This is a genomic window from Rhizobium sp. P1_C7 (genome assembly GCF_056406295.1).
In genome coordinates this window covers 214,605-225,948 of record NZ_JBFUAL010000010.1, presented here as the reverse complement: position 1 = coordinate 225,948, position 11,344 = coordinate 214,605, and the positions used below count along the sequence as shown (strand labels likewise).

At 57.2% G+C, this 11,344-nt stretch carries 13 protein-coding genes and 1 pseudogene; 3 read left to right on the top strand and 11 right to left on the bottom strand.

All coding sequences use genetic code 11. The annotated features are described in order from the left end of the window. Nucleotides 1-1,213, bottom strand: a 1,213-nt coding sequence (hemA, locus tag AC1D2R_RS17975) for a 5-aminolevulinate synthase (protein ID WP_477968966.1), incomplete at its 3' end; no start/stop codon positions are given. Between the two features lie 154 nt (nt 1,214-1,367). Here hemA and AC1D2R_RS17970 point away from each other — a divergent pair. Further along, a pseudogene (locus AC1D2R_RS17970) lies at nt 1,368-1,677 on the top strand (cytochrome C assembly family protein); the annotation flags it as partial. Nucleotides 1,678-1,760: 83 nt separating this feature from the next. Here AC1D2R_RS17970 and AC1D2R_RS17965 read toward each other — a convergent pair. From AC1D2R_RS17965 to ccmI, 5 genes are all read right to left on the bottom strand, one after another. Next, complete coding sequence (locus tag AC1D2R_RS17965) at nt 1,761-2,432, bottom strand: CBS domain-containing protein (protein ID WP_477968982.1); 672 nt, start codon at nt 2,430-2,432, stop codon at nt 1,761-1,763. Nucleotides 2,433-2,586: 154 nt separating this feature from the next. Next, a complete protein-coding gene (locus AC1D2R_RS17960) occupies nt 2,587-2,733 on the bottom strand; it encodes a cytochrome c-type biogenesis protein CcmH (RefSeq protein WP_477968964.1) in 147 nt (48 codons plus the stop codon). Further along, nucleotides 2,723-4,711, bottom strand: a complete 1,989-nt coding sequence (locus AC1D2R_RS17955; protein ID WP_477968962.1) for a heme lyase CcmF/NrfE family subunit — start codon at nt 4,709-4,711, stop codon at nt 2,723-2,725. The genes AC1D2R_RS17960 and AC1D2R_RS17955 overlap by 11 nt, the downstream gene beginning before the upstream one ends. Beyond that, on the bottom strand, nt 4,708-5,166 hold the full coding sequence (gene ccmE / locus AC1D2R_RS17950; protein ID WP_477968960.1) for a cytochrome c maturation protein CcmE: 459 nt from the start codon (nt 5,164-5,166) through the stop codon (nt 4,708-4,710). Before ccmE ends, AC1D2R_RS17955 begins: the two co-directional genes overlap by 4 nt. Beyond that, nucleotides 5,163-6,284, bottom strand: a complete 1,122-nt coding sequence (ccmI, locus tag AC1D2R_RS17945) for a c-type cytochrome biogenesis protein CcmI (protein WP_477968958.1) — start codon at nt 6,282-6,284, stop codon at nt 5,163-5,165. Before ccmI ends, ccmE begins: the two co-directional genes overlap by 4 nt. Nucleotides 6,285-6,542: 258 nt before the next feature. Here ccmI and AC1D2R_RS17940 point away from each other — a divergent pair, with 258 nt between their 5' ends. Next, the gene (locus tag AC1D2R_RS17940) at nt 6,543-6,794 is read left to right on the top strand and encodes an Arm DNA-binding domain-containing protein (RefSeq protein ID WP_477968956.1); all 252 of its coding nucleotides are present in this window, start codon (nt 6,543-6,545) and stop codon (nt 6,792-6,794) included. Then, complete coding sequence (locus tag AC1D2R_RS17935; protein ID WP_477968986.1) at nt 6,691-7,071, top strand: hypothetical protein; 381 nt, start codon at nt 6,691-6,693, stop codon at nt 7,069-7,071. The genes AC1D2R_RS17940 and AC1D2R_RS17935 overlap by 104 nt, the downstream gene beginning before the upstream one ends. A 99-nt stretch (nt 7,072-7,170) precedes the next feature. Here the strand turns inward: AC1D2R_RS17935 and AC1D2R_RS17930 are convergent, their stop codons facing one another. From AC1D2R_RS17930 to AC1D2R_RS17910, 5 genes are all read right to left on the bottom strand, one after another. Then, the gene (locus AC1D2R_RS17930) at nt 7,171-7,527 is read right to left on the bottom strand and encodes a hypothetical protein (RefSeq protein ID WP_477968954.1); all 357 of its coding nucleotides are present in this window, start codon (nt 7,525-7,527) and stop codon (nt 7,171-7,173) included. Between the two features lie 470 nt (nt 7,528-7,997). Beyond that, entirely contained in the window at nt 7,998-8,237 is a 240-nt protein-coding gene (locus AC1D2R_RS17925) for a hypothetical protein (protein ID WP_477968952.1), read from the bottom strand. Between the two features lie 275 nt (nt 8,238-8,512). Next, entirely contained in the window at nt 8,513-8,758 is a 246-nt protein-coding gene (locus AC1D2R_RS17920) for a Rap1a/Tai family immunity protein (protein ID WP_477968980.1), read from the bottom strand. Between the two features lie 959 nt (nt 8,759-9,717). Continuing rightward, nucleotides 9,718-10,122: a competence protein CoiA gene (locus AC1D2R_RS17915; protein ID WP_477968950.1), complete on the bottom strand. Its 405-nt coding sequence runs from the start codon at nt 10,120-10,122 to the stop codon at nt 9,718-9,720. Between the two features lie 341 nt (nt 10,123-10,463). After that, nucleotides 10,464-11,189: a response regulator gene (locus AC1D2R_RS17910; RefSeq protein ID WP_477968978.1), complete on the bottom strand. Its 726-nt coding sequence runs from the start codon at nt 11,187-11,189 to the stop codon at nt 10,464-10,466. Nucleotides 11,190-11,344 lie beyond the last annotated feature (155 nt).

The following is an 11,344-nucleotide window of genomic DNA, read 5'->3' as shown; positions in this document are numbered from 1 at the left end:
ACGCGACCTGCCTGGCCAGCGCGCAGCGTGCCCAGAGGGAATGCAGCGCCTCGACCAGATGCTCGATATCGGCATCGGTATGCAGCGGCGTGGGTGTGATGCGCAGGCGCTCGGTCTTCTTCGGCACCGTCGGATAGTTGATCGGCTGCACGTAGACGCCGCAATTGTCGAGCAACAGATCCGAGATCCATTTGCACTTGGCCGCATCGCCGACCATGACGGGGACGATGTGGCTCGGGTTCGGCATGTGTGGAATGCCGCGCTTGTCGAGGAGCGCGCGCAGCGTGCGCACGCGATCCTGGTGACGGGCGCGCTCGAAGGGGCTGACCTTCAGGTGCTGGATCGAGGCGACCGCACCGGCAGCCAGCGCCGGCGGCAGCGCTGTCGTGAAGATGAAGCCAGAGGCGAACGAGCGGATGAAATCACAAAGGGCCGTGGAGGCGGCGATATAGCCGCCCATGACGCCGAAGGCCTTGCCGAGCGTGCCTTCGATGACCGTCAGGCGGTCCATCAGCCCATCGCGCTCGGCAATGCCGCCGCCGCGCGGGCCGTACATGCCGACTGCATGAACTTCGTCGAGATAGGTCATGGCGCCATACTTGTCGGCGAGATCGCAGATCTCCCYGATCGGGGCGATATCGCCGTCCATCGAATAGACCGACTCGAACGCGATCAGCTTCGGCGCCTTCGGATCGGCGGCCGCCAGCTTGGCTTCGAGGTCCTGGATGTCGTTGTGCTTCCAGATSACCTTGTCGCACTTGGCATAGCGAATGCCTTCGATCATCGAGGCATGGTTCAGCGCATCCGAGAAGATCACGAGGCCGGGGATCTTGGCGCCGAGCGTGCCCAGCGCTGACCAGTTGGAGACGTAACCCGAGGTGAAGACCAGCGCCGATTCCTTGCCATGCAGATCGGCAAGTTCGCGCTCCAGCAGAACGTGGTAGTGGGTGGTACCAGAAATATTCCGGGTGCCTCCCGCACCCGCGCCACAGTGATCGATGGCGTTCTTCATCGCCTCGATCACCTTCGGGTTCTGGCCCATGCCGAGATAGTCGTTGGAACACCAGACGGTAACGTCCTTCGGGCCATCGGCCGTGTGACGCGTGGCACGCGGAAAGCTGCCGCGATGACGCTCAAGATCGGCAAAAACGCGGTAACGGCCTTCCGTATGCAGGCCATCCAGCTCGTTTTTGAAGAATGCTTCGAAATCCATCGTTAACTCCTTGCGCCGTTGCTCGATACAGCAGCGCGACCGGTGCGTATTTGATCTTCATCAAGTTTAGGCCGGTATCCGCGCTTTCGCCGAACATTTGCCGAGAGGAGCGGCGCCAACCGCTTTGAGGGAGACGCTTCAAAGGGTGGGCCCGGGCATCGTCGCCATCAACCGATCTATCGATGAGCCCACCAGAGCCGCGCGTTGGCGCGGTTCTGATCATCGTTGGCTTCGCAAATATTCCGATCATAAAATTTTCGGTCGATTGGTGGAACACGCTCCACCAGCCGTCGAGCGTCCTGCGCATGGACGGACCGGCGTTGGACATCGAGCTTCTACGGCCACTGATGGCAATGGGATTGGCGTTCGCCGCCCTCTTCTTCACGCTGTACAGCGCCTCGATCAGGAACGAAATCTGGCGACGGACGCTGATTTCTCAACACAGGCTCGCGGCAAGGGCCGCTGTCTTGACGCTTTCGGTCATGCTTGTGACCTCACTCAAGGTGTGGTTCGCCGGCCAGAGCCTTCGTCGACAAGCAACAGCGCTTCAGGTTTCGAATTCGGACGATACTCGTAGCCGGTCACGATAGCCTGTGACCCCCAGGCCTTCAACGAGGACCTGGACAGCCTTGCGCTTCAAGTCAGACTCCACCTGGCCTTCGATTGTTACCTGCCCGTTCCTGACAGTGACCTGCACTTTCTGTGGCGTCAGTCCAAGATCCGATCTCAACCTTGTTCGTATCGCTAGTTTTATCGAATCGTCTCCGCACGGCAACGCGGCCGTGGGGGACCTTGCGATGATACCCAAAATGTCCCTTCGACTCACGATTCCGACAAGGCGCCCATCTGCAACGATCGGCAGCCTTTTGATCCTGTGAGCCTGCAAGCTCTCGGCGATGTCGGAAATCTCGCTATCAGGCCGCGCGACGATCACATCCCGCGACATGACGTCCGCGACACACCACCCGTTGGTGCAGATGTATCGCTCCAGATCGATCTCGGAGATGAGTTCCGGAGCACGTGCCGAACGGAGCGGGACCCTGATCTCTCTGCGCAGCAGAAGGTCGCCCTCCGTGAGCATCCCGCAAACACGGCCCTCATCATCGACCACTGGCAGCCCGCTCGCATTGCTCTGCATCATGATCGCTACAGCATGGCGCACGCCGACAGCGGGGCTGATCGAAACCACATTGGTGGTCATTATGTCCTTGGCCTGCATTCGGGCTGCCTCGAAATCGCGTTGATTGCTTCGATGACGATAGACCCGCGTCCCGAGGCGAGCTTTGATCTCCATCAAACAATGCGTCAGATTGAACCCGGCAAACTGTCAATCTTTGCTCTCGCCGCCTCGGCAGGCACGAGCAGGCCTCCCCTTAGCGATCTGCCCCATCGTCAATCGTAAGGGCGAATCCTGTGGGAAGCAGAGGCGCCGACCACAACGGAATGGTCCGAACGCCCATGCGCGGCTTCAGCAGTACCGATTCTCCGTAGCGTGACACAGACAATCCATCATTTCGCATGTCGAGCCAACTGTTTGGCCGGCGTATTTCTCCTGGCAGGCGTACCTACGCGAAGGCGCCGGTCACTGAGCGACACAAAGCCGCCGATCGCCATCACCAGGGCACCACCCCATATGAAGAGGATGAACGGTTTCCACCAAACGCGTACCACGATCCCGCCGTTGCCTGTCGCATCTCCGAGGGAAACATAGAGCTGGCTCGAGCCCAATGTGACGATACCCGCCTCCGTCGTGGGCATCTGACGAGCGTTGTAGGTGCGCTTTGCGGACCAGACGTCGGCCACATCCACCCCCCCGCGCGCAAGGGTGAAATGTCCACGCTCCTCCGTGTAGTTGGGGCCAGTTTCAGGTTTCATTCCCTCGAAACGAAGCGAGTGGCGTCCCGCTTCAACAACATCGCCAGGCTTCATCTGGACAACATGCTCCGTCTGGAACGTGGTAACGGCAACGATGCCGAGAACTGTGAGCCCGAGGCCCGCGTGGCCAAGAGCGGTCCCAAATGCCGAACCGGGGAGCCCCGAAAGCCTGCGCCATGCGACGCTCGTCGCCATCTTGCCGACGCCCGCACGATACCAGAGGTCGGCGAGCGCGCCCAAGACGAGATAAAGTCCAGCCGCGAGGCCCAACACCGAGAGCACCGGCCCCCCGTTCTGGACATAGAATAGAACCAGGGCCCCGAGGAAGGACAAGCCTGCAACGACATACAAGCGCTGCATCGCGCCCAGAAGGTCGCCGCGCTTCCACGCCAGCAGCGGACCGAACGGAACCGCGACCAGCAGCGGGATCATGAGCAAGCCGAAGGTCAGATTGAAGAAGGGAGCGCCGACGGAGATTTTGTCTGCGGTGAACGTCTCCAACAACAGAGGGTAGAGGGTCCCGGTCAAGACACTCCCGCAGGCGACCGTCAGAATCAGATTGTTCAGCACCAAAGCACCTTCGCGTGAAATCGGCGCAAACAATCCTCCAGCCGATAGCAACGGGACCCGAAAGGCAAAGAGTGACAACGCACCCCCGATGAATATCGCAAGAATGCATAGGATGAAGATCCCTCGCGACGGATCAGTGGCAAATGCATGAACGGACGTCAGGACGCCTGAGCGTACGAGGAACGTCCCCATCAACGACAGCGAGAAGGTCAGGATCGCAAGCAAAACAGTCCATACTTTCAGCGCCTCGCGTTTTTCCATCACAAGCGCCGAATGAAGGAGCGCGGTTCCGGCGAGCCATGGCATGAACGATGAATTCTCTACCGGATCCCAAAACCACCACCCGCCCCAGCCCAGTTCGTAATACGCCCAATAAGAGCCCATGGCGATCCCGAGGGTGAGGAACGTCCAAGCGCCGAGGGCCCAAGGTCTCACCCATCTCGCCCACGCCGCATCAATGCGGCCCTCGAGAAGCGCCGCGATGGCGAACGAGAAGCAGACGGAAAAGCCGACGTAGCCAAGGTAAAGCAAGGGTGGATGGATCGCGAGACCAATGTCTTGCAGAACGGGATTGAGGTCTCGTCCCTCGGCCGGCACGGGGTCAAGGCGGATGAAGGGATTCGACGTCAGCAGAATAAAAAGAATGAAGGCAGCCGCGATCCACGCCTGTACCGCGAGCACGTTCGCCCGCAGCGTATCCGGCAAATTGCGTCCGAAAACAGCGACGAGTGCGCTGAAGAGGGTAAGGGTGAGAAGCCAGAGCATCATCGACCCCTCGTGGTTGCCCCAAACCCCCGAATATTTGTAGACAAGCGGCACCAGCGAATGGGAGTTTTCCCAGACGTTTTCGACCGAGAAGTCCGATACGACATGCGCGTAGGTCAGCACGCCGAAGGAGAAAGCGACCAGTGCAAAGAGAACAACCGAACCGACGGGAGCGACATCCATCACTGCCTGATCGATACGGCGCGCACCGATAATCGGAACAAGGGACAGCACAACGGCCGTCGCCAAAGCCAGAATCAGCGCGTAGTGACCAACCTCGATGATCATTCGGACGTCCCCTTGCCCGCGTGCTGCCAGAGGCCCTGCTCTTTCAACTTGTCGGCAACCTCTTTCGGCATGTATGTCTCATCATGCTTGGCGAGTACGGTATCGGCGTTGAAGACGTCGCTTCCAGGTTCAAAGCGCCCTTCCGTCACGACGCCTTGCGCCTCCCGGAACAGATCAGGCAAAATGCCCGCATAGCGGACCTTCACGGAACGACCAGTCGGATCGGTGACGGAAAATTGCACCACCGTGCCGGCACCCCGAACTATGCTTCCCTCACCGACCAGGCCGCCGAGGCGAATTCGCGTTCCTGGCGACACCTCATTGCTTGCAAGATCGGATGGCATGTAAAAGTAGGCGACCGACTGGCTGAAGGCGAACATTACCAGCAGCACCGCAGCCAGGATAAAGCCCATGCCGCCACCAATGACCGCGAGGCGCTTCTGCTTGCGTGTCATCTCGTCGTTCCTTCCATGACAATGCCGAACTCCCGTCCCAGAGCGACAAGTCTGGCTGCCTGCACGCCACGTACCGGGAAGGCTGCAAGCCCGCGTCTCAAGGCTTCCGCTGCCTGGCTCTTCTCGTCCAGCGCGGCATTGGATCGGATCAGCCTCAACCAACCGTCCGGATTGTCCGGGTTTGCAGTCAGCTTGGCATCCAAGCTTTTCACCATGGCGTGAACCATCTGCCGTTGGTCGTGAGCTTTCGAGCGCTCGTTTGCTGCGGGACCCACTTCTGGGACCGCCTTTGGCAAGACTGGCACGCCACCGTTCGAGGCGATGTGTTCGTTGACAAGTGGTATCCAAGGTGCAGCTGCTGGTGACTGTGTGGCCAGCTCCTCAAAGGCCTTTCGAGCTTGCGCGGTCTTTTGCATCTGTTCCAGGCCCAGGGCGACGTAGAACCGTGCGCGCGCGTTACCCGGTTCGAGGCGGAGCAGCTGTTGGAGTACCCCTTGAGTATCCTCTGTCACCACACCGTTAGACCTGGCCATTGCCGACTCGGCAAGACCATCCAATCGCTGAACGCTGGGGCCAAGGATCCGAACCGCATTCCGGTATGCTTTCTCGGCATCGTCCACGCGGCCAACTTTTAGAAAGACAGGCGCTATGACATCCCAGCCCCGACCATCGTCGGGCTGGCGCGCGAGGTGCCTCTCGGTCTGTTCGATGAGCATTGCAAGGTCCCGGCTGGGATCGCGCACCCGGGCTCGCAGAGGCATCGACGGCATTTCGGGTGATCCGAGGCCAACGTACAAGCCGATGCTCATGACCGGAAGCAATACAACAATGGCCAGACGCAACCACCGATAGGTGTGCGGGGGCGTGCAGCGCTCTGCCGTAATATGGTCAGTCGCCTTGAAGAGGCGTCTCGCGATCTCGGCGCGAGCATATTCATATTCGCTCTGCGGGATTCGCCCTGCTCCCAGTTCCCGATCGAGTTCGAGGAGTTGTTCCCGATACACTTCGGAAGCTTCTGCAGAGCCGTTGGCCCGTCGACATTGGCTTGAGGCAAGCGGATGAAGCAGAGCGGCGGTTGCAGCGGTCGTCACGACCGCGAATAGAATCCATATTACCATGACGTCCAGACGCAATTGCACGCCCGAACATAACGCGGCTCGTCACAAGAACATTGATGAGGATCAATTAAGCGCGAAGTATGCCAGCGAAATCTGGTGTGCTCTGGTGTGCTCGAATAGTGTTTTAGGATCAACGGTCTATTCGGATCTTGAAGATTGAGTGTGCACTACTGTAACATGTTGTAAGTTACTGTTTTCACCGTCTAAACTGGTAAAAGCGCGGTTGCGAAATAGGCGCCGGACACGTATAAAAGAGCCATGAGCACACGCACGAAATTCAAACTCACGGCCTCACAGGTCAAACGCGGAACGTTCGAACCGGGCAAGAGATATGCCGACGGGGCGAACCTTTATCTGGCCGTATCGATAGGCGGCACGAAGAGCTGGGTCGTCCGGATCAAGGTCGATGGCAAAGAAAAAGATATTGGCTGCGGCAGCGTCGAAACGATGTCACTGGCCGATGCTCGCATCAGGGCGCAAGACCATCCGCGAGCAGGTTGCCAAAGGTGAGAATCCCTTGAATGTCGCCAAGACCACATTTGAAGAAACATGCAGGGCGCTTATCCGGATCAAGGCGAAAGATTGGAAACATCGTTTCGTCAAGCAACGTTGGGAACAGATCCTCGATCAATATTGCGGATCGCTCGCAAACGTTCAGGTTGCAAAGATTGAACCGATGCATGTTGTCGAGGCCCTTACGCCCCTGTGGCATTCATGTTCAGCAATACCCCCTATAACGCTGGTTATCGGGGTATTACTCATGCCGGAGATTTCTTTGGAAGGCTAAAGACGACTTCGATTACAATCAGCGCCAGCGATACAGGAAGGACAAACTACGTAGTTGCCCTTGAAGGGAAGCTAGCGGCGGCCCCGCTTGCAAAGGTGGTTAGGTACTATCAGGTGGCGAAAAGAAACAGTTCACGTCGTCTTCCGTGGGATGAAGGCAGATATGATATCGGCCATCGCCAGAGGTGATTTCGTCCCCATACGGAATGAAGAACAGGTGTGGTTTTGTCGCGAGGTGGTGGTCGCCCGCATGCAGGAAGACGGAAAAGCCGCGAGGCCCTCGACTGATGTCCTGAGTGGGAATGGCCTCACAATCTCCAACCAAACCGTGAGCGTTGCAGCACGCCGGAGGATAGGTCCAGTCGCTCTTCGCTTGATGGGCGTCGGTTCGAACGATAGTGCAGACGGAGATCGCCCCAAGTGTGATCAGGGATACTGTTGATGTGGCGAGTGTCATAGCATACCTCCTTAGAGGCAGCCCCTCGAAAAACGCCGGGAGGTTGCGCACTGATTACCAAGAACGCGCGATCTTTTCCCATACCTCGATTAGTTGTTTTTGCTACCAGACACTTGCGGGTCAGGTAGGTCGCCTGCCCCTCAAGGGCCATCGCCGTGATGCGTAGCGGCACATGGAGGCGGGTCGAACATCGACGCTATCAGGATACTCTCCCGCTGCGTGGAGGTAAAATCAAACCTCTGCCGCGCCGACCGCGCGGATGGTACCTCCGTGCTCCGCCACGTGGCAAAAACCATCCTGCTGTGCTCCATCGAGAAGCAACCCATCGGGGTGAGTAGGCGTCGAAACTCCGAAAAATCTCCGAGTGCCTCTTTGCAAAGCGAAGCGTTGAAGCAAAGTTTGATATTCCACATTTAGGTTTGTGGCTGGCCGCATCGCTGCGAGACCTTTATAAGCGCGCGAGTAGTCTTTTACTTAATACCGTAAAACTGCTTCCATCGCGGCAACTCAGTACCAAGGTTTCCCTTGTTGAGCTTGCGTGCACCCATATGCTCCAGGATGCCTTTTCTCGTCGTGACTCCCTGACCGTAGCAGCGTGCGAAATGCTCCCATGCCTTCCAGCATTCGCCGCCTTCCGAGTTGGGCGTTGTCATGCGGTTCTGTATAACACCGAGGCGCGGGCGAAGGTCATCATAGCGATACGTTGTCATTTCAATTTTCCACCTGTTCGTTTCTCTTGCGTAAAGTGAGACTGATCTCTGCGAGCGTCCCTAGGGCTGCTCCGACAACGAGCAGATAAGTTCCTCGGTCAATAAGTTGACCCGACGATGAAGCACCGCCGCCCTAGCGCGCGAGCGCCTGTTCGTATGAAAGCCCGGTGACATCGGTCGCGATGACAAACCCTTACACGACCGATAGCACGGCACCTAACACGGCGAGCAAAGCTACCAATCGCGCGATCTTTGTGAAACCCATGACCTAATTCCTAGTTGCAAAAGGCTTCCGTGATCGCTTCGGCAACAAGTGTCGAACCGCGTTCATCCAGCTTTTCAGGATGTTTAGACAGATACAGCTTGACCACGTCGACCAACTGCCCAGTAATGACATTGGGTCTGCGTGCCACGGCCAGGCAGTCACTTTCCATCATGCTATCAACGGAACCGATTATGTAACCGCTACAAAACCCAGAATAAACAGTACTTTTTCCATTGTCAGCACAGTACTCTTTCAGTTGATTGCCCGTATCCCAGACGGCGCCTCGATCTGCATGTACCGGAAATGCGATGAGACCCAGGCCAAGAGCGGCGATAATCAGTTTCTTAATTTGAGCGCCCCTTTATTTCTGCTCCGGGAGGATCTGCAGGTCAGAATAGTGTCGCCTACGCGATAGGTCGGCTGCGTCTTAGGCAGTGCACGCTTGATGCCGTCAAGGGCAGCAGCGATGGGACCCGGCAACCCCCAATTGGATTTGTCCGTACACATGTCCTTGACGCTTTTTCTTAGGTCGTAGTTATCCTTGGCGCCCCTCACGCTCTGTCATAGTATCCACCATAGGATCAGCAGCCACACGGGCACGGATAGTGCGATTCCATTTATTACGCCGCGCAGCATCACGCGTCCCCATAAGTGGTCACCGGCATGGTGAAACTGATGACGGCAAGGCATGCTGCCGCGGCTATGGCGAGATGTTTCTTGTTCATGAGGGTCTCCGTGGGATTTCTCATCTACGCGCTGTAAATGGGAAGCCGAACGGACGACCGGTTGCTCGCAACTGCCAATCTTTCGCGTTTGGATGTCAAGTGTCCGCCCGAGGCGCTTATGAACGCCCCTGTCACCAACTCCTCAGAAACGTCGCGTAGAGCGATATCGCCTTAGCGGCTGTTTGTAGCGTTGCTGTTGCGGCTGCCCACGCGTCACGAAAAGATGCTGCAATTCGCTGCCCTTCAAGCAGAACTGTAGGAAACTCTCTCGCGTAACGGCAGCGACAACAACGCGCCTGTTTTGCGGATTCAATAGGAACTGCCAGAGGACAGATTCAGAATGCCGTAAGCCAGCGATGTGGAATTCGTCGTCTCCAAAGTCGATGAACACTGGTCGTTGGAGCGGGGCCCAACGCCGGAATATTCCGGTGCCGCTTACAGGGTCTATGTATAATGGGTGTCTTTGATTATGAGGCCCTCAGCCACTGCTTTACGAAAAGCTTTCAACATCAGACTTATTGCGCATACCATTCACGACCCAGACCATGGTCTCATAGAAGTTCTCCCGGGAACGCCGCTCTTCGGGAGAAATTGGCGAGTTCTGGAGTTCGATCACCCAGCCTGCGTCGTTCTTAACGTCCGCAATGTGACGTTCGCCATCGGCGGCAACCTGGATGACTTCCTGCCACTCTTTTGGAAACAATGCTTTCCACGCGCGGTGCCATTCTGTCTCCGTCTCCCACCAATGGTCACACTCAAGTTTCGTGAGATGAGACCAGTGCCAAATCCGCTCTTCCCCGCACTTCGCGACCATGTTTCTGTCGCAGTTCGGGCAGGTTCCGCGGAGTTTTGGCTCTGCTTCTTGACGAACCCCATTGACCAGCGCGTATTTCATTCGCTTCCCCCGCAATCGATTGGGAAGTGTTGCTGTCGGATTGGACGGAGGTAAAGGCCGGCTGAGCAGATTCTTCCCATTTTATGTCACTAGATGCATGTACCTGTCCGTTTTGCAGCTTACCTTTGGCATTCAATCCTGTCGTTGGCCGGATCTAGCGGTGGGGCGTCAGGGGCGTCATCTGCCCCCTGTGGCATCAGTGAAACACAATACGATGTGGCGCGACTGCTGTTAAGCATTTTCGCAACTGGGAGAAGTACAGGGGTCCGGATCTCACCAATGAACTAAAAAAAAGCAATAAAACCAATGTGATAGTGGTGTTTTTCTGTGATGCTGCACAATTAAGCGCGAACTAGCCGCCCGGTAAACACGTAGCCAACTCCGCGCACGGACTGGATCATTGCCGGATCCTTCGGATCCACTTCAATCTTTTTCCGCAGGCGGACGATCTGAGCGTCGATCGCCCGGTCAAATGCTTCCAGGTTTCGGTTTCTGGTCATGTCCATGAGGGTATCTCGTGACAGAACACGGCCAGCGTTTCGTACGAAAGCGAGCAGCATGTCGAATTCCCCGGTCGTCAGTGGCACATCGTGGCCGTTCGGAGCGGTTAGCCTTCTACGAGCAACACTCAGTCGCCAGCCGTCGAACAGCATGGTTTCATCTTCGTCTGCAGCAGCACGAGATGTCGGATCTATCGACGTTCGACGACGCAAGATCGTCCTCAGCCTTGCAAGAAGCTCGCGAAGGTGAAACGGCTTTGCAATGTAGTCGTCCGCCCCGACCTCAAGGCCGACGACCTTGTCCGTCACATCATCCTGACCCGTGAGCATGAGGACCGGCACGTTCGAAGTGTTGCGAAGTTCCTTCAACAGCTCCAGCCCATTCTCACCATTGGGTAGGACAAGGTCGAGAAAGACCGCCGCGTAAGAACCCTTCGCCAGTTCGGTGCGCATGCCAACACCGTTACAGACTGCAGTTACCTTGTAGCCGTTGTCTTCAAAGTACCGAACCAGCATCTGCCTGATCCGGGCGTCGTCATCGACCACGAGAATGCGATCCGGTTCCATATCCTTCATTCGTCCCGCTGCGACTTTGGCCGGAAGAGATAGCTCAGGATCGCAGCCAATGCCACAGTCTCGGTCGTGGGTTCACAGATCTTCTATGAGATATGCACGTCGACGGTCAAAAGGCGGGAACCCCGCTCGGACCCTGAACGCGCGCC

Bases quoted from the DNA above. Each gene is read 5' to 3' on its own strand.
- AC1D2R_RS17910 (WP_477968978.1), bottom strand. From the start codon at position 11,189: ATGGAACCGGATCGCATTCTCGTGGTCGATGACGACGCCCGGATCAGG.
- AC1D2R_RS17915 (WP_477968950.1), bottom strand. From the start codon at position 10,122: ATGAAATACGCGCTGGTCAATGGGGTTCGTCAAGAAGCAGAGCCAAAA.
- AC1D2R_RS17940 (WP_477968956.1), top strand. From the start codon at position 6,543: ATGAGCACACGCACGAAATTCAAACTCACGGCCTCACAGGTCAAACGC.
- AC1D2R_RS17930 (WP_477968954.1), bottom strand. From the start codon at position 7,527: ATGACACTCGCCACATCAACAGTATCCCTGATCACACTTGGGGCGATC.
- AC1D2R_RS17955 (WP_477968962.1), bottom strand. From the start codon at position 4,711: ATGATCATCGAGGTTGGTCACTACGCGCTGATTCTGGCTTTGGCGACG.
- AC1D2R_RS17925 (WP_477968952.1), bottom strand. From the start codon at position 8,237: ATGACAACGTATCGCTATGATGACCTTCGCCCGCGCCTCGGTGTTATA.
- AC1D2R_RS17960 (WP_477968964.1), bottom strand. From the start codon at position 2,733: ATGCGAAATGATGGATTGTCTGTGTCACGCTACGGAGAATCGGTACTG.
- AC1D2R_RS17965 (WP_477968982.1), bottom strand. From the start codon at position 2,432: ATGCAGGCCAAGGACATAATGACCACCAATGTGGTTTCGATCAGCCCC.
- AC1D2R_RS17935 (WP_477968986.1), top strand. From the start codon at position 6,691: ATGGCAAAGAAAAAGATATTGGCTGCGGCAGCGTCGAAACGATGTCAC.
- ccmE (WP_477968960.1), bottom strand. From the start codon at position 5,166: ATGACACGCAAGCAGAAGCGCCTCGCGGTCATTGGTGGCGGCATGGGC.
- ccmI (WP_477968958.1), bottom strand. From the start codon at position 6,284: ATGGTAATATGGATTCTATTCGCGGTCGTGACGACCGCTGCAACCGCC.